Below are 23,166 nucleotides of genomic sequence, written 5' to 3'. Positions count from 1 at the left end.
AGGGTATACCACGCGTTATTGCGAGGAACGAAGCAATCCTAAATATAACGTGCATTTTGAGGAGATTGCTTCGTTCCTCGCGATGACGTACTCTTTATTACCCAATCACCCTCGGGCCTTTATCATTTATGGTAGACACGTAAGTATAAGACCCTATGCCAATTTTAGTAAGGTGTTGCTGCAATTTAGCGGTTACCTGCCTTGCTGTTTGCTCATCTTTAGTAAACGCAAATACAGATGGTCCTGAGCCCGATATTCCAAAGCTTACAGCACCCAATTCCATTGCCATTTCGCGCATCTGGTAAAAATCCGGGATGAGCATACTACGCACTGGTTCCACCAATACATCCTGCATGCTGCGGCCTATCAGGTCTATGTCCTGCATAAACAGGCCACTTACCAAACCTGCAATGTTTCCCCACTGTGTTACCGCATCCTTCATGTTGATTTTGTTGCGGATGATCTGGCGAGCTTCGCGGGTGGGTACATCTACATCAGGAAACACGATAGCGCACCATAGATCAGGCGGATGGGGTAGCCGCACCACATCCAGCGGCTCATAGCTGCGTATCAATACAAAACCGCCCATCAAAGCAGGGGCAACATTATCTGCATGGCCGTGACCGCAAGCCATCTCTTCGCCCTTCATAGCAAATGGTAACAGGGTGGACGGATCTGTATCATCGCCCATCAAAGTTTTAATTGCAAACAGGCCCGCAACGGTACTGGCAGAACTTGAGCCAAGTCCGCTTCCAATAGGCATTTTCTTATGCAGCTCTATATCTACACCAACATCTGTACGGTCGATGCTATTAAGATAATGCTGTACGCTTACGCTCACCGTGTTTTTCACGGGATTAAGAGGTAGCCGGCCGTTATCCCCGGTGATCTTGCTGATGGTAATACCCGGCGTGTTTGTCATACGCATTACCACTTCGTCGCCGGGGTCGTTTACGGCAAAGCCCAATACGTCAAACCCGCAAACCACGTTGGCAACGGTTGCCGGAGCAAAAACAGCAATAGAGGCAGAGCCCCCCCCGCTCCCTGAAGGGGGAGCTTTTGAAATAATTGACTGCTTAGCTTCTTCTATATTATTTTCCATATGATTCTATTTTTACTCCCCCTTCAGGGGGCGGAGGGCTTCTTAATTGGCTCCCACGTTTATCAAATCAGCAAAAACGCCCGCAGCAGTTACCTCTGCGCCAGCACCCGGACCTTTTACTACAAGCGGGCGATCCTTGTATCTGTCCGTAGTAAAGGATATTATGTTATCGCTTCCGGATAGCATGTAGAATGGGTGATTCTCATCAACCATCTGCAGGGTGATTGATGCTTTACCATCTTCTAATTTACCAATGTAACGAAGCACCTTTTTTTCTTCTTCTGCGCGGTTTTTCAGATTGGAGAAGAAAGCGTCCTCCCTCTTTAATGCTGTGTAAAAATCTTCAACCGTCTTTGCTTCCAGACACGTTTGAGGCAAGATATTGTCGATCTGTACATCAGCCTCTTCCATTTCATAGCCCGCGTCCCGGGCGAGTATCAGCATCTTGCGCATAAAATCACGCCCACTCAGATCATCTCGTGGATCCGGTTCGGTGTAGCCTTTATCCTGCGCTTCCTTCACTACGTCATGAAAGTTTGCGTCGCCTTTAAAATGATTAAAGATAAAAGATATTGTACCCGACAGTATAGCTTCGATACGCTTAACCCTGTCACCACTGCTCATCAGGTCTTTTAATGTTCTGATGATTGGTAATCCGGCGCCAACGTTGGTTTCGTAGAAAAAGTCGACACCATGTTTCCTGGCGGTATCTCTGAAAGTTTTATACTGCTGGAAAGAAGCTGAGTTGCCAATTTTGTTGCACGTGACTACCGAGATATTAGCTTTGAATACGTCTTCGTAAAAAGCAATTGGTTTTGGACTTGCAGTGTTGTCTATAAACACACAATTAGGCAGGTTCATCGCCTTCATTTTAGTAACGAAGCCAGCAAGGTCCGCAGCGTGCATGGAGTCTGCTAATTCTTGTTCCCAACTGTCTAAAGATAAGCCATCGCTATTAAACAACATTTTGCGGGTGTTGCTAATTCCGGCAATTTTTACCTGTATGCCGTTGTTTTTTTCAAGGTACTCTTTATGTGCATTAAGCTGATTGAACAGCGTTTTACCTATGTTACCAGTCCCAAGGCAAAACGCGTGCAGGGTCTTTGTCAGTTCAATAAAGAAAGCGTCGTGAACTGCATTAAGCGCCTTGGCCAGGTCGTGAGAAGAAATAATTACCGATATGTTGTATTCTGAAGAACCCTGGGCTATCGCGCGAACATTTACACCGTTGCGGCCCAGCGCGTGGAATAACTTGCCGGATACTCCCGGCGTTTGTTTCATGTTTTCGCCGACAATGGCCAGTATTGCCTGCTTAGCTTCAACAACAAGCGGCTCTAACTTATTAGCCAGCAACTCCAGTTCAAACTCGGCTTCTATCAGCTGTTTTGCCTTTTGAACATCCTGTGGTTGTACCGCGAAGGTGATGCTGTGTTCTGATGAGGACTGGGTAATTAGAATGATGTTGATCTGCTCGCGGGCAAGTAAGGAGAACAAACGGCCACTAAAGCCGGAACGACCAACCATACCGCTGCCTTCCAGACTTAGAATGCTGATGTTATTTATAGAAGAGATACCCTTGATAGGTAAGTTGGACGACTTACAATCATGCCTGATAACTGTACCGGGAAAAGCAGGTTCGAAGGTGTTTTTAATAATAATCGGGATTCGTTTCAGGAATGCAGGGATCATGGTAGGCGGATAAATCACCTTTGCACCAAAGTAAGAGAGTTCCATAGCTTCTGTATAAGAAAGCTCCTCTAGCGGAAAGGCCTTCTTCACCATTCTAGGGTCAGCAGTCATCATGCCGTTAACGTCGGTCCATATTTGGATCTCTTCGGCATTTAACGCAGAACCTAAGATGGCGGCGGTATAATCGCTCCCACCACGGCCGAGTGTAGTGATCTGTCCGGCATCATTGCCAGCTATAAATCCGGTGACGAACAGCAATTTATCACTATTTTCCCTATAAAAGCTTTGCACAAGCAGGTCTGTTAATTCCAGGTTCACCTTGGCTTGTCCAAAGCTGCTATCCGTTTTGATCAAATCAGAAGCATCAACAAATAATGCTTCGGGAAAATGCTGTGCGGCTATTTTGCTGATCATCAGTGTAGAACATCGCTCACCAAAGCTTACGATCTGGTCGCGGGTTTTAGCAGTTAACTCGCGGAGGGTCAGTACACCTTGCAGTAGCTCTTCCAGCTGATTAAAGTGAATCTTCAGTCGGGTATAAGCCGGATTTTGATTCTGGATGTCCAGCAAGGCTTTTACGACATCAAAGTGCCTCTTTTCCAATTCTGCCAATTGAGCGGTAAACTCTTCGCCTTGTGCGGCTCCTTCGGCCATAGCAATGAGCAGGTTAGTAATGCCGCTCATGGCACTAAGCACCACTACAGGCTTACTCCCGTTGGTGTTTTCTTCCTTTAAAATTTCGAGCAAAGTTTGTATGCTGCTTACCGAACCAACCGAGGTGCCTCCGAACTTTAGAACTTTCATTTTGCGTGATAATAAAAAAGCCTTCCTCTTTGCGGAGGAAGGCTTTCATTTGGTTTGTATCTATGTTTTACACCATACGATTATCTTCCTCCGTGTTTTATCCCGGTGGTAATAATGGTAGTAATAATGGTGTTGTTAACTGTCATCTTATATAATGCCTGTAAAGTAAGTAGATTATATTTGAAATAGCAAAACAAAAGTTTTAATTTTTTAATAGCCTACATATGTTTCCTAAATTGCGCAGCTATGCAGGGGTTAATAATTAGGTCGACAGGGAGCTGGTACCAGGTAAAAAGCGGTCCAGACGTGATCGATTGCCGTATAAAGGGGAAGTTCCGTACTAAAGGTATTACTACTACCAACCCAATTGCGGTAGGGGATCTTGTTGACTTTGACATGGAGCCCGAACAGGGTACCGGGGTGATTACTAAGCTATATCCGCGTAAAAACTACATTATACGTCGCTCAGTCAACTTGTCTAAACAGGCGCAGATTATCGCTGCCAATTTGGATTTGGCTATTTTGGTGGTAACATTAGCATCTCCACGTACATCACTTGGCTTTATTGACAGATTTTTGGTTACTGCAGAAGCGTATGACATTCGTGCGGCATTGGTATTCAATAAGTTAGATCTTTTTAGTGAAGAGGGACTGGAGATATTGGCTGATTACGAAAGCATTTACGAGGATATCGGCTACCCATGCTATGAGGTGTCCGCACTGGCAGGTACCAACATTGATGAAGTACAGGCCATATTGAAAGATAAAGTAACGCTAATTTCCGGGCATTCGGGCGTAGGTAAGTCCAGCTTGATCAACCGCTTACTGCCTGATCTTGAGCTGCGTACACACCAGATCTCCGAATGGAGCGACAAAGGGATGCACACCACTACCTTTGCCGAGATGTTTGAACTGCCACAGGGCGGTTACCTGATAGACACACCCGGCATACGCGAGTTAGGAGTTATAGATATTGAAAAACAGGAACTTAGCCATTTCTTTCCTGAGATGCGGGAACGCATGAATCAGTGCCGGTTTAACAACTGCAGGCATATAAATGAACCCGGTTGCATGGTTTTAGAAGCGGTTGAAGAGGGCGAAATAGCGCAATCACGGTACGATAGCTACCTGAGTATTTATCACGCAAACGAGACAAGGGCATAGTTAATTGATAAATTAAAGAAAGTATTTGCTAAATCCTTAGAAAATTGTTGTGTAGCCGAAAGCGATGCTTAACAGCAGATATGGATAGTTGTTAGTGAGAAGTAAAGTCGATGCGCGTACCACATAGTTAGGGGAGATGATGATTAAGTTTTTAAAACATGTCATTCGAATTAATTAACTTCGTCGACTTTAATCCTGATTTTAACTTGCAAGAATAGTATTAGGTGTTGCTTCATTATCACGTCTTTTTACAATACGTGTTTTTTACGTCTGTTAGCCAAATGATAGTCTATCGTTTTAATTCGTAATCATCTGTTTATAAAACAATCTTTCAATCTATCATCCTGCTAATGCACATTCAAGATAAACTTACACGCGCTAATCTTAATAAATACATGTCTAGTCGTATTCTAAAGAATACTGGCTGGCTTTTTTTTGATAAAGTTTGCAGATTGGGTGTTGGTCTTTTTGTTGGTATTTGGACAGCTAGGTATTTGGGCCCAGTCAATTTTGGAACGTGGAATTATGCAATTGCTGTAGTTAGTATTTTAAGTGCTTTGGCTACACTTGGATTAGATCAGGTACTCGTAAAAAATCTTGTAGAGGATGAGGCAAATGAAGACATTTTAATGGGTACAGCGTTCCTCTTAAGACTTACAGGTTCTGTAATCGCTATTGTAATTAGCGTTTGTTACGTTTTGTTTGCTCAGAGTAATTCGGCGCTTGTAATTATCACCTTTGTTACTGGCTTAGGCCTTTCTTTCCAATGTTTTGATGTAATAGACTTAAAATTTCAGTCAAAGTTAAAATCGAAAACGACTGTAATTATAAAAAACGGTGCATTCCTTTTTACCTCATTGTTGAAAGTTTTTATTTTAGTTAATAAAGGCGGCTTAATGGAGTTTGTAATTATTTCCCTTTTTGAGATATTTATAGGCGCTTGTGGATTAATCTTTAGCTATGGCTTGCCGAGGGTTTTAGGTTGGCGGCTTGATAGGAATTATGCTAAAAAAATATTGATTGAATGCTGGCCACTGATGCTGTCTGGAGTGATTATATTAATGTACATGCGCTTAGATCAGTTAATGATCGGAAACATGTTAGACACAAAGAAAGTTGGGCTTTATTCTGTGTCGGTAAGATTTAGCGAATTGTGGTACTTTATTCCCAGTGTTTTCGTAAACTCTTTTTTCCCTAAATTAATAAAATTAAAATTTGATGTTAAAGAATACAGGAGACTCTGTATGAATCTATTTAAAATACTATTTGTAATCAGTTTTTCAATAGCAATTGTTCTTTCACTTTCAGCAAATCTGTTGATATCAACTTTGTATGGCAGCAGCTACATTGAATCAGCCTTTGCTTTGAAAATCAGTATTTGGACAGCCGTGTTTGTTTTTTGGGGTGTTAGTGCGGGAAATATGCTTGTCATCGAAAATCTAAATAAGCACAATTTATACAAGTCCATACAAGGTTTGCTAATTAATGCTCTTTTAAACGTGTTTTTAATTCCTCGTTTCGGCATTAATGGTGCAGCTATTGCAACTTTAATGTCTCAATTTTATGCTTCTTACTTCTATTATTTTATAAACAAATCGACGCGACATATCTTCTATATGCAATCCAGATCAATGTTGTTTTTTTTGAAAACGGCATAGGTAGCGTTAATTAATTATAATTATTTTCATACATGTACAAAGTAAGTTCGCCGGTTTTGTTTATTATTTTCAATCGCCCGGAAGAGACTAAAACCGTATTCGAGGCAATCAAATTAGCCCGACCATCTAAACTCTATGTTGCTGCCGATGGTGCCAGACCGACAAACCCGCAGGATGAGCTTAATTGTAAAAACACGAGAAACTTAATAAAAGATATAGATTGGGATTGTGAGTTATTTACGTTGTTCCGTGACCAAAACTTAGGTTGCCGTGATAATGTTAGTAAAGCCATTACTTGGTTTTTTGAAAATGAGCCTGAAGGGATAATCTTAGAAGACGACTGTTTACCTAGCGAAGATTTCTTTATTTTTTGCGATTTAATGCTCGATTATTATAGATACGACAACAGAATAGCCCATATATGCGGAAGTAATTTTCAAAAAGATGCTGTTGGTGAGTATTCTTATTACTTCTCAAAATCTACTCATGTTTGGGGGTGGGCAAGCTGGAGAAGGGTTTGGGACAAGTATGATGTTGAATTAAAGTTTCTTGACACAGCTTTAGAATACGGTTATTTAAACCATTTAAGCAAAAAAAATCAATACTTTATTAATGATCAGTTAGTATTGGTAAGAGCAGGGATTATAAATACATGGGATTATCAGTACATGTTTTCCAACTTAATTAACAACTTTTTGGCTATTATGCCTAATAATAACATGATCTCTAACATTGGGTTTAATCAAAATGCAACACATACAACCGTTAGTAGTTGGTGCGCTAACTTGCCTTTTACAAAGCTTGAACTTCCTCTAAAACATCCACCTATTATGTTACCTAATAATGTTGCAGACAATTACAGTTTAGATAGAGAAGTACCTCCATTAATTCGCCAGAAAATCACCAATATGAAATCTGTACTTAAAAATAAAGTTAAAAAATTGATAAAATAAGAGTACCTAAATTTCGTAGTTCCAAAAACAGGGAAGATTAGCCGTACTTTAAAGTGTACCGTCTAAAAAGCTATTTAAGCAGCTAAAATGAGAGCAGTACTACAACGGGTTTCCGATGCGTCATGCAGGGTGGATGGCAATATTACAGGTGAAATAGGCCCTGGTTTCCTGGTATTGCTGGGTATAGAGGATGCCGATACAGACGAAGACCTGCAGTGGCTTGCTCAAAAGATAACAGGCATGCGCGTGTTTGGTGATGATAATAACTTGATGAACAGAATTTTAGCTGACATAGACGGTGACATATTGCTTGTCTCTCAGTTCACGTTATTTGCACAAACCAAAAAGGGTAACCGTCCATCTTTCATCCGTGCCGCACGCCCGGATAAAGCTATACCGCTGTATGAGAAGATGATAGCTGCTCTGGAAAGTCTGACAGGCAAGAAGATTGCGACCGGCATTTTTGGTGCGGATATGAAGATCAGCCTGGTGAACGATGGCCCGGTAACAATAATCATGGACACTAAAGACCGGGAAAATCATTGACCAAAACCTTCAATTTCCACACTTTTTTGTATGCGGAAAACGGATAAAGAATTTCATAGATCACCATTCGCTAATAACTACAAAATATGACCATTAAGCAAGCGCAAGCCCTGGTAGACGGCTGGATTAAGACGACCGGCGTCAGGTATTTTAACGAGCTTACCAACACCGCCATGCTGATGGAAGAAGTTGGAGAGGTGGCGCGCATTATGGCCCGTCAATATGGCGAGCAATCCTTCAAGCAGTCGGACAAAGAGGTGAACCTTGCAGATGAAATGGCTGATGTACTCTTTGTACTGATTTGCCTGGCTAACCAAACCGGTATCGACCTCACCCAAGCTCTTGAAAGTAACCTTGAGAAAAAGAGTATTCGTGATGCAGACAGGCACCGGAGTAACGAAAAGCTGCAGTAGCGCTAACTTTTTTTGTTAACCCGACTCGCTTCTACCGGAGATTTTTATATTTTTATCCCTGATCTTATCACAACCTAATGCATAAAATTCACAGTCGAACGAAACGGCCTGTTCTCGTTTTTGCTTTTAAAATCATTCTTTTTTTTCTGCTATTTTCCTGCTTTAAAGCTGTTGCACAAGGCTTTTCAGACGAAGATGGCCGGACTTACAGCCTCGGTCTCCGGGCTGAATACGATATGCCTGCCGGGAATTTAAAATTTACCTATAAACCAACACCTTCTGGCGGTTTGAGTTTTTATATCAACTAGGACGCTGTTACAGCAGAGGTGGGTATAGGTTATCGCGAGTACAAACCCAAGGCCGACACCTTTTATTATCTAGTGAATGACAATGATTACGGTACGGCAACCTTCAGTAAATTTAAAACTACCATGTTTTATTTGGGCGGCGCGTATAACATATCCCTAAGCGATGCTGTGAAACTTTACGGTGGATTTAACCTGGGCCTTTATATGACAAAATTCAGTTCCACTTCTACTGACGCTTTTGTGCATGAACAAGAATACGTGGACGAAAAGGAAGCCTATATAGCACCGAAAATTGGTTTTAACCTGGCTTTAACGGATAACATTCATGTAAAAGTGCAGGGGGCATATAACTTATTTTCGCCAATCGGAAGGGCGCAGTACAATTCAAGGGTGGGTACCTTTTATTATTCCATTACAACAGGTGCCACACTGGTTTACAATTTTTAGAGATATGAAATACATACACCACGCAATAGTTGCCCTGCTGTTCCTATCATTTGCCAGCTGCCAAAAGGGTGAAAATCCTTATGTATCAAAAGACGTAATAGATAAACTTAATGTAATACGCCACCCGGCAATTAAGGGCATTGCATTTATTTACAATAACGAGATATATTACCTTGCTGATTTTGATGGCACAGCAGTGAAGATCACTAATACCGGGGGAACAAAAAAATTTGTAAAAATATCCCATGACCATACCAGGTTTGCTTACCAGGTTGGCACAAACATAATTGTGCTTGACCAAACCGGGAATGTCCTTAAGACATTAAACTATTCGGATATCCGCAATTTTGACTGGAGCTTTGACGATAAGACCTTGTACGTTGTAGACGGTGAAACAATTAAATTTTGGGGACCGGCTATCACTACGCCCTCTATCGTGAACTATAATGGATATTACGATTTTGTGTCGGCGGCAATATCGAAAAACGGCGACCTGGTTTACATTCTAAAGAAATATCACTACGATGCATCTGACGAATACATGATGGTTACGCGTAAAGCTACAGGCGGCAACCCTGTATTTTACAAAGCAGAAGACAGCCTGTTACCTCCAATGAAAAACGTAAATTTTAGTGCCAACGGAATTGATCTGGTACTTACTTTTCAGGAACTGCATTCGGGTGATGACTATGGCGGAGCGGCAATGTTTAATAATCTCGAACAATACCCGTTTAAAACATTTCGATCCGGTAGATTAAGTACACCTGTATATAATAGCGATGTAAAATACCTGCTTGTTGGCCTTGACAATACCGACCCACATACCGGACATTACATTAGCGCTTTATACCTGGATATCGATGTGCCGAATAATGACAAAATACTAACCGCTTATCCCGGCGTTAGGTTTTTAGATTGGAAGCAGTAGCCGCCCTTAACAATTTGATCTAGGCAATCCTTTGATATAAACCTGCAGATACCAAGAGGGATGCTTATCGCAACACCGAATAAAATTATGTTTTTATTTATTATATAAAATATAATTTTGTTTACGTCGTTCTCATCATAATTAAACCACACTATTATGAGAACTTATCAAGTAATCCTCGCAGCAGTTTTAACCTTAACCTCCTGCACTACATCTCCCCAAAAGGAGAAGGTGACTGAAGTGCAATTGGTTGCCCCGCCACCACCAATTTCTGTAAGCGATGTAAATGAAAAATCTAAAGGCGAGGCCAACGAGCAAATAGTATTAGACGAGCCGGTCGCTAATGCAGATGTAAAAACTCAGTCATTTGCACCACCAGTTGTTAAGCCCGATAACGAGGACATCACCCGCAAAATTATCAAAGAAGGCGAGCTTAGCTTCGAGACCAAGGATGTAGCGAACACCCGCAAGCAGTTACTAAGCTCCCTTAAGCGCTTTAACGGTTATGTAGAGCGCGATCAGGAAAGTGCGGGTACCGAGGGTGACCGTAAGGAATATCAGCTTTACATCCGGATACCGGCGGCAAACTTTGAAGCATTTTTAGACGGCGCCGCGAATACCGCCTATAAAATAGACAGCAAGAACATACGCGTCCACGATGTATCAACCGAATACATAGATACAAAGGCAAGGCTCGACAACAAAAAAGTGCTGGAAGCGCGCTACCAGGAGTTGCTGAGGAAAGCAATTAAGATAGCAGACATGCTGCAGATAGAAGATAAGCTGACGGAGATTCGCAGTGATATTGAATCGACACAGCAACAGCTTAACTTTATGCAGAAACAGGTAGCCTACAGTTCGCTAAATATTACTTTTTACACCCGGCAGGCTTCACAGATTGAGACTGCCCCAGGTTTTGGCAACCGGATACTTGCCTCACTCGGAGCCGGATTAGCAGGACTGGAAAACCTTTTGTTTGGCCTTATTTCCGCCTGGCCGTTGCTGCTAGTTGCAGCTATTGCGCTGGTGTTTATAAAACGCTGGAGAAGCCACAAGCGTGTTGTAGCAGAGTAACCTACAGCTTTACCAACGTATCGCCATCCAAAAACGGGATGGCGGTAGTAAGGTCTACCTGCAGGCAAAAAGCAATGTCTTTTTCTATGCCCAGCTTTTTAAGGCGTTCTCCGTGCGAGGTTTTGTTCAGATACGCGGGTATATCGTTCTTGCCTAATTGAAACAAGTCGTTAGCAGCAATGGCAGGGTCGTCCAGCTTGTAATTACCGCCTTTAAGCTGTTCTATCACCGCGCCTGCAAACAGGGTGTCTTCCAGGTTAAAGTTGTTCTTCCAGCCCGCGCAAACCAGCAGGATGTTCTCCTGCTGCGTTTTTAACCAGTTACAAAGCGCTGTAAGGTTAAGGAACGATCCGATGACTATACGTTTGGCATTACGTGATAGATGCAGCGCGTGAGTGCCATTAGTGGTAGTAAGCACAACCGTTTTACCGGAAACTTTCTCCGGCGTGTAAGAAAAAGGCGAATTGCCGAAATCAAAACCCTCAACTACTTTTCCGTCACGTTCTGCAGCCAGCAGGTAGCCGGTGCCCTTTTCACGATAGGCCGCACATTCCTCAACTTCAGACACGGGGATTATCGCCTCTGCACCATTCTCAATGCCGTAGCAGATGGAAGACGTAGCACGGAAGATATCTATCACCACTACAATGTAGTCCCCCACATTGTATAAGGGAATGAGTGAGGGGGTGAGGCATACGTCGAGCCCCCTAACCCCCTGAAGGGCGAACTTTTGAAAATCTTGGCTGGCAGTACTATTCATCAACTTATATTCCCCCTTCAGGGGGGCGGGGGGCTATTTATAAAATGGCGGTTTTACCACTTTTGCTTTTACTTTGTTATCGCGGATGCTGATGAAGATCTCGCTGCCTTCTTTGGCAAACTCATTCTTAACATAACCAAGGCCAATGGCTTTTTGCAGCGATGGCGATTGCGTGCCCGATGTTACGCGGCCAATGGTATTGCCCTCTGCATCAACAATAGGGTAGTCGTGGCGTGGTATGCCGCGATCTATCATCTCAAAACCTACCAGCTTTTGTTGTACACCGGCTTGCTTTTGCTGCTGCAAGGCTTCGGAGTTGGTGAACTCTTTGCTGAATTTGGTTACCCAACCCAGGCCGGCTTCCAGTGGAGACGTTTTGTCGTCAATGTCATTACCATACAGGCAAAAACCCATTTCTAAACGCAGGGTATCACGTGCACCCAAGCCTATCGGCTTTATACCAAATGGCTCGCCTGCTTTAAATATAGCGTCCCAAATTTGTTCCGCGTTGGTGTTATCAAAATAGATTTCGAAACCACCGGCACCGGTATAACCTGTTGCAGATACAATAACGTTATTGATACCTGCAAAAGTTCCTCTTTTAAAGGTGTAATACTCCATTGATGCAAGGTCGATGTCTGTAAGGCTTTGCAGCGCATCAGCAGCTTTAGGGCCTTGTACAGCAAGTAGTGATGTACGGTCAGATATATCTTTCATATCCACCCCGTCGGTATTGTATTTAGCTATCCAGTTCCAGTCCTTTTCAATGTTGGACGCGTTTACCACCAGCATATAAGTTTTCTCATCTATGCGGTATACCAGCAGGTCGTCTACAATGCCGCCGTCTTCATTAGGCAGGCATGAATACTGCACTTTACCATCGTAAAGTTTTGAGGCATCGTTACTTGTTACTTTTTGTATCAATGCCAGCGCATTATCGCCTTTTAATATAAATTCGCCCATGTGGCTTACGTCAAACACACCAACCGCCTTGCGTACGGTGTCGTGTTCGGCGTTAATTCCTGCGTATTGTACAGGCATATTATAACCTGCAAATGGCACCAATTTAGCGCCTAAACTGATGTGTACGTTAGAGAGAGCGGTATTCTTCATGAATGTATTTTAACGCCGCAAAAGTAGCAAATTAGTGCCAATTGCAGGCGTTAAATAACCGACTGGTAAAAAGCCACAAGGTCGCGGGTAACTTTGTTTACATCATGCTCCTGCTCCACCAGCTTTCGGGCGTTTTCGCCAATCTCACGGCAGTACCACTCGTCGGCTATACAGCGTTTCAATGCATCATAAAATTCACCCGCATTGTTGGCTATAATAATGTTTTCGCCGTGGGCAAAGTTGATGCCTTCGGCGCCTATAGTGGTAGATATTATGCACTTTTTCATAGCCATTCCCTCAACAATCTTCACACGCATACCCCCGCCGGATAGCAAGGGCACAATCATGATAGATTTGCTATTCACAAACTCGAGGGCATCATCTACCTCGCCCTGTATAAATACTTTATCGGGTACATCGTACTCGTCAAAATCTTCGGGAATGTTGTTGCCTGCCACGTAAAATTTCACCTTCAGGTCACCCTCTACAATTTCCTTATGAAAGTTTTCTATAAACCATTCTATGCCTTCGCGATTAGGCAGCCAGTCCAACGACCCTAAAAAGAAAAGGCTGGGGCATTCAGTTTTGTCCGGCTCGGGCTGGTATTTACCCATGTCTACGCCGATAGGAACCACGCAAAGCGGGATTTCAGCACCGAATGACTCCATTGCGTTTTTGTCCTCGCCCGTAAATACAGCTATGCCGTCAAACTGATTAAGCAGTTCTAGTTCATACTTTTTAACACGCCTGGCTAGCAAGTTAAGGTACCATTTTTTAAAAGGGTCGTTTTTTTGATGTGCGAGCCGGTGCCATACCTGGTGCTCTATATTGTGTGCCCGGTAAATAAGTTTGGCCGCGGTGTTTTTGCGGATGGCGGCTACATAAGGCCCTACAAAAAGGCCTTCCAGCTGTACAACATCGTAATGGTTGTCTTTTATATTTTGCAGCACCAGCTTTTCAAACCCGGCATCGTAATACTTATTGATGTTGTATGGGTTGCGGGTAAACAAGTTACTGAATACTTCCAGTACCGATATGTGGGTATCTATACCGTATTCGGTGTAGCTTATCTTATTTAACAAGTCGTCGCGCTCGTGCTGCCTGCCAGAATGCTTTTTTACATTGATAGAAATAAGCGAAACTTCATGCCCCATGCTCACCAAGCCCTTTATGGTGTTGCCAACCACAATAGGGTAGCCCCCGTTTTGCGGAAACGGTATGCGGTGTGTTAAAATGAGGATCCTCAAGTTGGGTCGGCAATTGGTTCAGTCCAAATTTATCAATCCCTTTAGAGTTGGCAAAGCCAGAACTAAAAAATAGTTAGCTGAGGATCGGTAACGCGGAAAGTTTTACGATGATATGGCGTATGCCCTTTAGCCATCACGGTTTTGCGGTGATCTATAGTAGGGTAACCTTTGTTGCTGTGCCAGTTGTACTCCGGGTGCTCGGCAGCAATCTGCTTCATGTAGTCGTCCCGGTAAGTTTTGGCCAGTATAGATGCCGCTGCTATGCTAAAGTACTTACCGTCGCCCTCTACAATGCAGGCATGCGGCGTAGTGCCATATTTGTTAAAACGGTTACCGTCTATTATCAGGAACTGCGGTGTAAGGTGTAGTTTTTCTATAGCGCGATGCATGGCAAGAAAGGATGCGTTAAGAATGTTGATACGGTCAATCTCCTCATTATCGCACCATGCTACGGCATGAGCAACGGCATTCTGCTCTATTTCTTTCCTTAACTGGTAACGAACTTCTTCGTTCAGCTGCTTGGAGTCGTTAAGCAGGTGGTGATCAAAATCATCCGGCAATATAACTGCAGCGGCAAAAACCGGCCCCGCAAGGCAACCGCGCCCTGCCTCGTCACATCCTGCTTCAATAAATTCGTGTTGGTACCTGGCTAATAACATCCCGCTCTACTATCTCTCTTTGGTGATACAAATATCCGTAATTATGTAATCAGGTCATAACACCTGTTGAAAAATAAACTATAAGTTTAAAGCCTTGTCAAACCTTGAAACACAACAAGTGTTTAATGCATATGCGTGGAATAAAAGTATTACTGATTGGCGTACAGGTTTTAATAGCAGCAACGCTATTTGCTCAAAAACCACCTCCATTGCCGCATGGGATGGTGTTTGGGATAAAGCCTGCCGGTATAGGGCCAACTAAGGCTACCACCATTGAAAGCGACATGCAACGGAAAACACGCGTTACCGCTGCGCTTAGGGGCAGAATAATTAAAGTGACCAAACCAAAGGGCGGATGGTTTGAGATGGATGGCGGTAATGGCCGTATAATACAGGCACACTTTAAAGATTACAACATCTTACTACCAACAGCCTTGCGTGGCCGCATTGTGATTATACAGGGTGTAGCGCTGAAGCAGTTTATTGCAGATGACCTGCAGCACTTTGCTGGCGATACCGTTTCCGGCAAAAAACAGCACAAGGTAAATACCAGCGCCAGCCACCGCATTAATTTTGAGGTGACCGGTTTAATGGTGGATGAATAGCCGCTATTTATTTGTTCATTAAAAACACCGGTTCAAGGTGCAAGTGCGCTGTGAATAGCTCTTTAACCTTTTGAGAGATCTCGGCCCGGCTTACGGTAGATGCATCCCGGCGGCATTTCAGGTGATGCTCGCGGGCAATTTTCTCAGCAAGGTCACCTATGGTTTTCACCTTAAGTTCTTTTCCGAAGCGGCCTGCCAGCCTAAGTCCGGCAATTGATATCACTGTACCTATAAAAGCAATTGTTGAGCTGATAAAGAACAATCCTAATGAAGCTACCAGCAGCAGCGCAAAGCTCCAGGTGATCCATGGTTTTGGCTGCAGCAGGTTCATGTGGAAACCCAAATCGTTCTCAATATCGGCAACTACCTCGATGCGGTTATCTCTCGGGAAAAGCTCGCAAAGTTTTGTTTGCGGTTTAATCAGGTATTTTTCCGTTGGATTTTTGGCGTTAATGGCGTTACGCAGTTTGTAAAATGCCTGCTGCGTAGTACAGCCGGTATGTGCCTGTTTCACTTTTAAGGTTACCAGCTCGCAAAGCGAATTAAAAGTGCTGATGTTCTTCAGCTCGGAATCTTCGAATTTGATATCGAAAGACGCTTCTATCTGGTGCAGTACGCCTTGTATATCGGCTGGGTCAAAATCGTTAAGATTAATAGCCGGCGTTGTTTTTAAATTAAGCTTCAATTACGTTCAAACTAAGTTCAACCATGCTTTATTGCGCTAATTTATTGCGCAATAAAGCGGATAAATTTTAAACTCGCAAAAATTGAATTCAAAAATTATTTACTCAAGTACATCGATTTTTCTTTATACAGGTGCCTGAAATATGGGTCCTGCAGATCGGGGATGAAACGGATGGCCTCGCCTGTTGATTTCATTTCAGGGCCAAGTTCCTTGTTTACTTCAGGGAACTTATCAAACGAAAACACAGGTTCTTTTATTGCATATCCTTTAAGCTTGCGCTCTATGGTAAAGTCTTTTAGTTTATTAACGCCAAGCATTACTTTAGCCGCAATGTTGATGTAAGGCACATCGTAAGCTTTAGCAATGAAAGGCACCGTACGTGAAGCACGTGGGTTTGCTTCTATCACGTAAACCTTGTCCTCCTTAATAGCAAACTGGATATTTAGCAAGCCTCTTACATTAAGTGCACGGGCAATTTTTTCGGTATATTCCTCTATCTGGCTGATAACGTTCTCGCTTAAATCGAACGGCGGCAATACCGCAAACGAGTCGCCGGAGTGGATACCAGCCGGCTCAATGTGTTCCATCATACCAATAATGTGCACATCTTCACCGTCGTGTATGGAGTCAGACTCGGCTTCGGCTGCACGGTCCAGGAAGTGGTCAATCAGCACGCGGTTACCCGGAAGGTTTTTTAGCAGGTTTACTACCGCTTTTTCCAGGTCCTCGTCGTTTATCACAATGCTCATGCCCTGTCCGCCCAATACATAGCTTGGACGAACCAATACAGGGTATCCAACTTCATGCGCAACTTCCAGTGCTTCTTCAGCGCTTTCGGCTACACCATATTTGGGATAAGGAATGCCAAGGTCTTTCAGCAGGTCACTGAAACGGCCGCGGTCTTCCGCAATATCCATGTTGTTGAAGTCGGTACCTATAATGCGGATGCCATGCTCATGAAGCTTTTCGGCCATCTTCAGCGCGGTTTGTCCGCCCAGCTGAACGATTACACCGTATGGCTGCTCCAGGTCGATGATCTCGCGAACATGCTCCCAGAAAACCGGCTCAAAGTACAGCTTGTCCGCCATGTTAAAGTCGGTAGATACCGTTTCGGGGTTACAGTTGATCATGATTGCTTCAAAACCGCTTTCTTTAGCAGCCAGCAAGCCGTGCACACAGCTGTAATCGAATTCTATACCCTGGCCTATACGGTTAGGGCCCGACCCCAGAACGATGATCTTTTTCTTGTCGGAAACTACCGACTCGTTCTCTCCTTCGTAAGTTGAGTAGAAATATGGCGTTTTAGCAGGGAACTCAGCCGCGCATGTGTCAACCATTTTGTAAACTCTGCGGATACCAAGTGCTTTGCGGCGCTGATAAACTTCTTCTTCGGTGGTAGAGTTGCCCAGTATGTAGGCGATCTGCACGTCAGAAAAACCTTTTTGTTTCAGCGTGTATAAGAACTCTTCAGGAACGTTGTTGAGCGAGTAGCGGCGCAGTTCATTCTCCAGGTTCACAATATCCTGAATCTGGTTCAGGAACCAGCGGTCAATCTTGGTAACCTTTCGGATAGACTCCATGGGCACACCCAGGCTCATGGCGTCATAGATGTGGAACAGCCTGTCCCAGCTTGGGTGCTCCAGGCTGTGCATAATCTCTTCCAAGTTGCGGCTCTGGCGGCCATCGGCACCAAGGCCGGCACGGCCAATCTCAAGGCTCTGGCAGGCTTTCTGCAAAGCCTCAATAAAGCTACGGCCAATACCCATTACCTCGCCAACAGACTTCATCTGCAGGCCAAGCTCGCGGTTAGCACCTTTAAATTTATCAAAGTTCCAGCGCGGAACTTTTACGATCACGTAATCCAGTGTTGGCTCAAAGTAAGCCGACGTGGTTTTGGTGATCTGGTTTTCTATTTCGTCAAGGTTGTAGCCTATGGCCAGCTTTGCAGCAATCTTAGCAATAGGGTACCCGGTAGCTTTAGACGCCAATGCGGATGAACGCGATACACGCGGGTTGATCTCGATAGCAATAATGCTTTCGTCAGCCGGGTTTACAGAGAACTGTACGTTACAGCCTCCGGCGAAGTTGCCTATGGCACGCATCATCTTAATGGCCTGGTTACGCATCTGCTGGTAGCAGCGGTCGCTCAGGGTCATGGCAGGTGCAACGGTAATCGAATCACCGGTGTGGATACCCATCGGGTCAAAGTTCTCGATAGAGCAGATGATGATTACGTTATCACGATTATCACGAAGCAGCTCCAGCTCGTATTCCTTCCAGCCTAAAACAGCCTGTTCTACCAATACCTCGTGGGTAGGGGAAGCCTGCAGGCCGCGGCTTAAAGCAGCATCAAATTCTTCTTTTTTGTGCACAAAACCGGCGCCTTTACCACCAAGTGTATAGCTTGGGCGGATAACCAGCGGAAAGCCAATTTCCTGAGCAGCTTCTTTTCCTTCCAGGAAAGAGTTAGCGATTTTTGATTTGGCAACACCAACGCCTATATCTACCATCAGCTGGCGGAAAGCTTCGCGGTTTTCGGTTTTCTCGATAGCGGCAACATCAACACCTACCACTTTAACACCATATTTCTCCCAAATACCGCGTTCAGATGCTTCTATACACAAGTTTAATGCGGTTTGTCCGCCCATGGTAGGCAGTACGGCATCAATTTGTTGTTCCTGAAGTATCTGCTCTAAGCTTTCGCAGGTAAGCGGAAGGAGGTAAACATGATCGGCAATAACTTTGTCCGTCATAATGGTAGCAGGATTGCTATTAATGATGGATACAGAAATGCCTTCGTCTTTTAAGGATAGGGCTGCTTGTGAGCCGGCGTAATCAAATTCGCAGGCTTGGCCAATAATAATAGGGCCGGAGCCAATGATCAGAACGGATTTGATGGAGGTATCTTTGGGCATAGGACTTTTTAAGTCAAAAAGTTTAAAGTCAAAAAAGTTAAAAACCGGCTTTCGCCATTTAACAAAACCTATGTGCTGAAAGAAGATATTTCCGACTTCAGCGTCGGGGTGCAAAGATAGTAATTTAGAGGTATTTGAAATTTTAATTTTTTAATTTAACAGAACAAGCCCCTTTGCTACCGATATTGCAGTATAAAGCAACTATCGTTTAAGCGCTATGCCCATAAACTATTAACCATGTTATGAAAAAAATTATACTCTCTTCAGTTATTTTGATGCTGCTTTTTATTCGCTGCGGTACTGTGCAGTCCATAATTAAATCAAGTTTTCCATATACTGCTACTTTGGTTGTTCCGGCGAGTTCTGCCACGGGGACTAACCTCAACGCGGTAAGCGAAGGCTCCAGCTTTGATCAGAACTTTGTTAAGGACGGTAATAACGGCGGCAGGATCAGCAACGTCCGCATTGTATCTGCAAAGATCACGGCTGTTGTTCCGTCAGACTTTAATATTGGCAACCTGATTTCTGCAAAAGTCTACATGGCAAAAGCAAGCGGAGCGGATGAGGTGCTGGTTGCCTCCAGAACAGATATAGGCCCAAATAGCGGCAGCAGCATTGTGCTGGATATTGACAACAGCAATATGCTTGATGAGTTAATGCGCGAAAAGAAGGTGCGCATACGCATGGCTTATGTATTACGCAACAAAATTAGCCTTGATGCCAGCTTGAGAATAGTGTTGGGTATTGCCGCCGACCCTGCTGATAAACATTAGTTTTGAAGAGAGAAGGTTAGGGGTACAGTATATGAAACACGAATAGGTTTTCCGTACATGGTTCCCGGCGTCCATCTGGGCGATCTTTTAAGAACGCGTATTGCTTCTTCATCCAGTCCTTTGCTTACCGGTTTATTTACTTTAATGTCGCTTAACGTTCCGTCTTTTTCCACTACAAAAGCTAATATCACTGTGCCCTGGATGTTGTTTGCTCGTTCATAATTAGGATAGATTATGTTTAAACCTAAATATCTGCCAAAACCAGCGTCTCCTTTAGGGAACTTGGGCATGGTTTGTCTTACGCCATAATAGGCGAATCGTGCGCCGGTACTGTCCGTAGCACTGCCTTCAATTATTTTCCCGTTATGATAATGCTCCTCAAAAGTTAGTTTAAGGTTTATATCGCGGCCCTTCCAAGTGCTGTCACGCAATCCTGCCTTTACCTGGCCCTCCTCGTTTATGTACTTGAATTTCTCGTCAAATCCCCTGTAATAACCATTCCCCTCATCAACCAAAACTTTACCGGTTGAGTCCAAATTAGCCAAAATTTTGTAGCTGACCTTGAAAGATGTATCCCTAATATTCGTTTCCGGATAGTTTATTTCGCGATATAGCCTGCCATTTGGATAATATTCAAAAGCGTCGCCAGATAGCTGGCCTTGTTTGTAATTGAAGGTGCTTTGGCGTCGCCCACTTTCATAGAAGCCTACTGTTTGCCCATCATACCGTAGCGGGTCAATCTTTGAAGACTTACCTATGAGTTTTGGTTTTCCGCTTTTGTAAAATTCGGTAACGTTGTAAAGGACAGAACCCGAGTCGGGCGTTTTCACTATGCGGATGTAGTCGGCACTGTCTAAAACCTCTACGTACCGCCCCTTATTGGTAAGAAAATAAATGTTTTTGGGTTCTTCCTTTTGAGCCAATGCAGGTAGCGATAAGCAAAAAAGCAGGAGGGTAAAAATAGATCTCATAAGGTAAAAGGTGCATTAATGCACCTAAATTACTTAATCAATTTGTTATTGTTATCGGGGAAGATCAAAATAGGTTCATAGGTGCGGGCTTCTTCTGCTTCCATGTAAGCGTAGGACATAATAATAACTATATCGCCCACCTGTGCCAAGCGGGCTGTTGCTCCATTAAGGCAAACTGTGCCGCTGCCGCGTTCGCCTTTTATAACGTAAGTTTCAAAACGTGCCCCGTTGTTGTTATTAACAATTTGCACCTTTTCGTTAGGGATAATGTTGGCTGCCTCTATCAGGTCCTCATCAATGGTGATGCTGCCTACATAGTTAAGCTCTGCCTGGGTAACTTTAACGCGGTGAAGTTTCGATTTTAATATCTCGATGATCATAATTGTTCGTCATCTGTCAATAATCCTACCAACAAAATAATGGATGTGGTACAATCGGCTAATAATGACGGTGCAAAGATACAAGTATTTCTGAGAGCTTATTCACCAGTCATTAAGACAGCTTTATGCCAAAACGTCAAAGATGTTATTTGATCAGGACGTTATCTATAAGACGGGTCTTGCCTACCTTCGCTGCCGTAAGTGCAACAATCGTTTGGGAGTGATCGTCTGCAGGTAACAACGTCTTGCCGTCTGCAATCTCAAAGTAGTCTGGTTCTACATCCGGTTCGGCTTGCAGCATGTTCATTGCATCTTCTTCCAATTGTGCTATTGATAATATATCAAAGTTCTGCTTAACCCAGTTTAATGCTTTTGAAAGTACCAGGGAGTGCTTACGATCATTTGCCGTTAAGTGGATGTTGCGGGAACTCATCGCCAGCCCATCCGGCTCGCGCTCTATCGGGCACATCACCATCTCAACAGGCATGTTCAATAACTCCACCATGCGCAATACCACCATAAACTGCTGATAATCTTTCTGGCCCATGTAAAGCCTGGTTGGCTTAATAATATCAAGTAGTTTATACACTACCTGGGTAACCCCCTGGTAATGCCCCGGCCTAAACTCGCCCTCGAGTAAAAACTCAAGTTGACCAATATTTAAATGCCAATGCTCATTATTTTCATACATCTCCCTGACGGGCGGATTAAAAAGAATATCGCAATTTGCTGCTTCTAGTTTAAGGATATCTGCTTCAATTGGCCGCGGGTACTTTTCCAGGTCACTTGGGTCATTAAACTGCGTAGGGTTAACGAATATGCTGCAGATGACAACATCATTGTCAGCCTTAGCCCGGTTAATGAGGGAGATATGGCCCTTGTGAAGAGCCCCCATCGTAGGTACAAAACCTGACTGTACATTGCCTAAAGCGGCTATATACTGCTGTACATCTTGCTTGGTGGAAAATATTTTCAACGTAATAAATACAAGAGGGCAAAGGTGGGTAATTGAACAAAAATTACCAAATGGCCTTGCAATATAGATTGTTACTTGTTATAATAATGCTTATATTTGCAAACTCAAATTTTTTGACTTCTTTAAATTAATTCTGATTCAGTGATGGGTAAATCTAAGCTTTTGTTCATAACTCATGAAATGTCCCCTTTCCTCGAACTCACAAAAATTGCCGAAATAACACGCCAGCTTCCACAAGCCATGCAGGATAAAGGATTCGAGATCCGTATTCTGATGCCGCGTTTCGGTAATATCAACGAGAGAAGGAATCGTTTGCATGAAGTTATCCGCTTATCGGGTATGAACATTATCATCAACGATAATGACAACCCCCTTATCATTAAAGTGGCTTCTATACCTGCTGCACGCATGCAGGTTTACTTTTTAGATAACGAAGAGTACTTTCAGCGCAAGCATGTGTTTACCGATAAGGACGGTAAATTTTATGCAGATAACGACGAACGCATGATCTTCTTCTGCAAGGGTGCGCTTGAGACCGTTAAAAAGTTAGGCTGGGCGCCTGACGTGGTACACTGCCATGGATGGATGAGCGCGCTGGTGCCTGCATACCTTAAAACAACTTACAAAGACGATCCTACTTTTAAACACTCCAAGGTTGTTTACTCTATCTACGAGAACGACTTTAAAGATGCTATGAACCCTGAGTTTGCACAGAAAGCAGTTATGGGTGATATGACAGAGGCTAACACTGAGCTATACAAACCGGCAACTAACTCCGCTATGTATGCAGGTGCTATCCAGTACAGCGATGGTATTGTTTTGGCCAGCGAGAACATTGATGCAGATGTGTTAAATAATGTTAAAAACAGCAATAAATCGGTAATGGAATTCGTTTCCACATCAGATTACGAAAATTATTACAATTTTTACGACGAAATAACCAATGACGAATTGGTGCACGTTGCATAAGCTTTAATGTTATATATGAAATTTTCT

At 43.5% G+C, this 23,166-nt stretch carries 23 protein-coding genes; 12 read left to right on the top strand and 11 right to left on the bottom strand.

Annotation, left to right across the window (positions count from 1 at the left end):
* Window positions 1-97 precede the first annotated feature (97 nt).
* Complete coding sequence (locus AC59GT_RS13340; protein ID WP_497238093.1) at window positions 98-1,102, bottom strand: homoserine kinase; 1,005 nt, start codon at window positions 1,100-1,102, stop codon at window positions 98-100.
* Between the two features lie 42 nt (window positions 1,103-1,144).
* Window positions 1,145-3,595 carry a bifunctional aspartate kinase/homoserine dehydrogenase I gene (gene thrA / locus AC59GT_RS13335; RefSeq protein WP_497238092.1) on the bottom strand — a complete coding sequence of 817 codons (2,451 nt, stop codon included), beginning with the start codon at window positions 3,593-3,595 and terminating at the stop codon, window positions 1,145-1,147.
* Between the two features lie 246 nt (window positions 3,596-3,841).
* On the opposite strand from thrA, the gene rsgA reads away from it, so the two are divergent.
* The 9 genes from rsgA (at window position 3,842) to AC59GT_RS13290 (ending at window position 11,086) form a co-directional block, all read left to right on the top strand.
* Window positions 3,842-4,759 carry a ribosome small subunit-dependent GTPase A gene (rsgA, locus tag AC59GT_RS13330; protein ID WP_497238091.1) on the top strand — a complete coding sequence of 306 codons (918 nt, stop codon included), beginning with the start codon at window positions 3,842-3,844 and terminating at the stop codon, window positions 4,757-4,759.
* A 350-nt stretch (window positions 4,760-5,109) separates the two neighbouring features.
* Complete coding sequence (locus AC59GT_RS13325) at window positions 5,110-6,417, top strand: flippase (protein WP_497238090.1); 1,308 nt, start codon at window positions 5,110-5,112, stop codon at window positions 6,415-6,417.
* Window positions 6,418-6,449: 32 nt separating this feature from the next.
* Window positions 6,450-7,370, top strand: a complete 921-nt coding sequence (locus tag AC59GT_RS13320; protein WP_497238089.1) for a nucleotide-diphospho-sugar transferase — start codon at window positions 6,450-6,452, stop codon at window positions 7,368-7,370.
* Window positions 7,371-7,457: 87 nt separating this feature from the next.
* Window positions 7,458-7,916, top strand: a complete 459-nt coding sequence (gene dtd, locus AC59GT_RS13315; protein WP_497238088.1) for a D-aminoacyl-tRNA deacylase — start codon at window positions 7,458-7,460, stop codon at window positions 7,914-7,916.
* 86 nt (window positions 7,917-8,002) lie between these two features.
* Entirely contained in the window at window positions 8,003-8,329 is a 327-nt protein-coding gene (locus tag AC59GT_RS13310) for a nucleotide pyrophosphohydrolase (protein WP_497238087.1), read from the top strand.
* Window positions 8,330-8,406: 77 nt separating this feature from the next.
* Window positions 8,407-8,637, top strand: coding sequence for a hypothetical protein (locus tag AC59GT_RS13305; RefSeq protein WP_497238086.1), 231 nt, complete (start codon window positions 8,407-8,409; stop codon window positions 8,635-8,637).
* An 18-nt stretch (window positions 8,638-8,655) separates the two neighbouring features.
* Entirely contained in the window at window positions 8,656-9,084 is a 429-nt protein-coding gene (locus AC59GT_RS13300; protein WP_497238085.1) for a hypothetical protein, read from the top strand.
* A 4-nt stretch (window positions 9,085-9,088) separates the two neighbouring features.
* Window positions 9,089-10,012, top strand: a complete 924-nt coding sequence (locus tag AC59GT_RS13295; protein ID WP_497238084.1) for a hypothetical protein — start codon at window positions 9,089-9,091, stop codon at window positions 10,010-10,012.
* A 156-nt stretch (window positions 10,013-10,168) separates the two neighbouring features.
* Window positions 10,169-11,086 carry a DUF4349 domain-containing protein gene (locus tag AC59GT_RS13290; protein ID WP_497238083.1) on the top strand — a complete coding sequence of 306 codons (918 nt, stop codon included), beginning with the start codon at window positions 10,169-10,171 and terminating at the stop codon, window positions 11,084-11,086.
* 1 nt (window position 11,087) lies between these two features.
* Here the strand turns inward: AC59GT_RS13290 and AC59GT_RS13285 are convergent, their stop codons facing one another.
* The 4 genes from AC59GT_RS13285 to rnhB form a co-directional block, all read right to left on the bottom strand.
* The gene (locus tag AC59GT_RS13285) at window positions 11,088-11,846 is read right to left on the bottom strand and encodes a 2-phosphosulfolactate phosphatase (protein ID WP_497238082.1); all 759 of its coding nucleotides are present in this window, start codon (window positions 11,844-11,846) and stop codon (window positions 11,088-11,090) included.
* A gap of 33 nt (window positions 11,847-11,879) precedes the next feature.
* Window positions 11,880-12,959: a glycine cleavage system aminomethyltransferase GcvT gene (gcvT, locus tag AC59GT_RS13280; protein WP_497238081.1), complete on the bottom strand. Its 1,080-nt coding sequence runs from the start codon at window positions 12,957-12,959 to the stop codon at window positions 11,880-11,882.
* Between the two features lie 50 nt (window positions 12,960-13,009).
* Window positions 13,010-14,206 (bottom strand): glycosyltransferase family 4 protein, encoded by a 1,197-nt coding sequence (locus AC59GT_RS13275; RefSeq protein ID WP_497238080.1) that lies wholly within the window; start codon window positions 14,204-14,206, stop codon window positions 13,010-13,012.
* Window positions 14,207-14,268: 62 nt separating this feature from the next.
* Window positions 14,269-14,865, bottom strand: coding sequence for a ribonuclease HII (gene rnhB / locus AC59GT_RS13270; RefSeq protein WP_497238079.1), 597 nt, complete (start codon window positions 14,863-14,865; stop codon window positions 14,269-14,271).
* A gap of 131 nt (window positions 14,866-14,996) precedes the next feature.
* On the opposite strand from rnhB, the gene AC59GT_RS13265 reads away from it, so the two are divergent.
* Window positions 14,997-15,470, top strand: coding sequence for a DUF4920 domain-containing protein (locus AC59GT_RS13265; RefSeq protein WP_497238078.1), 474 nt, complete (start codon window positions 14,997-14,999; stop codon window positions 15,468-15,470).
* A 7-nt stretch (window positions 15,471-15,477) separates the two neighbouring features.
* On the opposite strand, the gene AC59GT_RS13260 is transcribed toward AC59GT_RS13265, so the two are convergent.
* Both AC59GT_RS13260 and carB read right to left on the bottom strand, forming a co-directional pair.
* Complete coding sequence (locus AC59GT_RS13260; RefSeq protein ID WP_497238077.1) at window positions 15,478-16,155, bottom strand: hypothetical protein; 678 nt, start codon at window positions 16,153-16,155, stop codon at window positions 15,478-15,480.
* A gap of 95 nt (window positions 16,156-16,250) precedes the next feature.
* A complete protein-coding gene (carB, locus tag AC59GT_RS13255; protein ID WP_497238292.1) occupies window positions 16,251-19,070 on the bottom strand; it encodes a carbamoyl-phosphate synthase large subunit in 2,820 nt (939 codons plus the stop codon).
* A 242-nt stretch (window positions 19,071-19,312) separates the two neighbouring features.
* Between carB and AC59GT_RS13250 the strand changes: the two genes are divergently transcribed.
* Entirely contained in the window at window positions 19,313-19,843 is a 531-nt protein-coding gene (locus tag AC59GT_RS13250; RefSeq protein ID WP_497238076.1) for a hypothetical protein, read from the top strand.
* Here the strand turns inward: AC59GT_RS13250 and AC59GT_RS13245 are convergent.
* The 3 genes from AC59GT_RS13245 to panC form a co-directional block, all read right to left on the bottom strand.
* Complete coding sequence (locus AC59GT_RS13245) at window positions 19,840-20,814, bottom strand: TonB family protein (RefSeq protein ID WP_497238075.1); 975 nt, start codon at window positions 20,812-20,814, stop codon at window positions 19,840-19,842. The genes AC59GT_RS13250 and AC59GT_RS13245 overlap by 4 nt on opposite strands.
* 29 nt (window positions 20,815-20,843) lie before the next feature.
* The gene (gene panD, locus AC59GT_RS13240) at window positions 20,844-21,194 is read right to left on the bottom strand and encodes an aspartate 1-decarboxylase (protein WP_497238074.1); all 351 of its coding nucleotides are present in this window, start codon (window positions 21,192-21,194) and stop codon (window positions 20,844-20,846) included.
* Between the two features lie 145 nt (window positions 21,195-21,339).
* Window positions 21,340-22,170 (bottom strand): pantoate--beta-alanine ligase, encoded by an 831-nt coding sequence (gene panC, locus AC59GT_RS13235; protein WP_497238073.1) that lies wholly within the window; start codon window positions 22,168-22,170, stop codon window positions 21,340-21,342.
* Window positions 22,171-22,314: 144 nt separating this feature from the next.
* Here panC and AC59GT_RS13230 point away from each other — a divergent pair, with 144 nt between their 5' ends.
* Window positions 22,315-23,139, top strand: coding sequence for a glycogen/starch synthase (locus AC59GT_RS13230; protein WP_117383290.1), 825 nt, complete (start codon window positions 22,315-22,317; stop codon window positions 23,137-23,139).
* The last annotated feature ends 27 nt before the right edge of the window (window positions 23,140-23,166 follow it).

Source organism: Mucilaginibacter sp. 320_HR (assembly GCF_059691875.1).
This window is presented reverse-complemented; position numbering and strand designations above follow the sequence as displayed.

Bases quoted from the DNA above. Each gene is read 5' to 3' on its own strand.
- dtd (WP_497238088.1), top strand. From the start codon at position 7,458: ATGAGAGCAGTACTACAACGGGTTTCCGATGCGTCATGCAGGGTGGAT.
- rnhB (WP_497238079.1), bottom strand. From the start codon at position 14,865: ATGTTATTAGCCAGGTACCAACACGAATTTATTGAAGCAGGATGTGAC.
- AC59GT_RS13310 (WP_497238087.1), top strand. From the start codon at position 8,003: ATGACCATTAAGCAAGCGCAAGCCCTGGTAGACGGCTGGATTAAGACG.
- AC59GT_RS13340 (WP_497238093.1), bottom strand. From the start codon at position 1,102: ATGGAAAATAATATAGAAGAAGCTAAGCAGTCAATTATTTCAAAAGCT.
- rsgA (WP_497238091.1), top strand. From the start codon at position 3,842: ATGCAGGGGTTAATAATTAGGTCGACAGGGAGCTGGTACCAGGTAAAA.
- thrA (WP_497238092.1), bottom strand. From the start codon at position 3,595: ATGAAAGTTCTAAAGTTCGGAGGCACCTCGGTTGGTTCGGTAAGCAGC.
- AC59GT_RS13250 (WP_497238076.1), top strand. From the start codon at position 19,313: ATGAAAAAAATTATACTCTCTTCAGTTATTTTGATGCTGCTTTTTATT.
- AC59GT_RS13245 (WP_497238075.1), bottom strand. From the start codon at position 20,814: ATGAGATCTATTTTTACCCTCCTGCTTTTTTGCTTATCGCTACCTGCA.
- AC59GT_RS13290 (WP_497238083.1), top strand. From the start codon at position 10,169: ATGAGAACTTATCAAGTAATCCTCGCAGCAGTTTTAACCTTAACCTCC.
- panD (WP_497238074.1), bottom strand. From the start codon at position 21,194: ATGATCATCGAGATATTAAAATCGAAACTTCACCGCGTTAAAGTTACC.
- AC59GT_RS13285 (WP_497238082.1), bottom strand. From the start codon at position 11,846: ATGAATAGTACTGCCAGCCAAGATTTTCAAAAGTTCGCCCTTCAGGGG.
- AC59GT_RS13320 (WP_497238089.1), top strand. From the start codon at position 6,450: ATGTACAAAGTAAGTTCGCCGGTTTTGTTTATTATTTTCAATCGCCCG.
- AC59GT_RS13305 (WP_497238086.1), top strand. From the start codon at position 8,407: ATGCATAAAATTCACAGTCGAACGAAACGGCCTGTTCTCGTTTTTGCT.
- carB (WP_497238292.1), bottom strand. From the start codon at position 19,070: ATGCCCAAAGATACCTCCATCAAATCCGTTCTGATCATTGGCTCCGGC.
- AC59GT_RS13295 (WP_497238084.1), top strand. From the start codon at position 9,089: ATGAAATACATACACCACGCAATAGTTGCCCTGCTGTTCCTATCATTT.
- AC59GT_RS13325 (WP_497238090.1), top strand. From the start codon at position 5,110: ATGCACATTCAAGATAAACTTACACGCGCTAATCTTAATAAATACATG.
- AC59GT_RS13230 (WP_117383290.1), top strand. From the start codon at position 22,315: ATGGGTAAATCTAAGCTTTTGTTCATAACTCATGAAATGTCCCCTTTC.
- AC59GT_RS13265 (WP_497238078.1), top strand. From the start codon at position 14,997: ATGCGTGGAATAAAAGTATTACTGATTGGCGTACAGGTTTTAATAGCA.
- gcvT (WP_497238081.1), bottom strand. From the start codon at position 12,959: ATGAAGAATACCGCTCTCTCTAACGTACACATCAGTTTAGGCGCTAAA.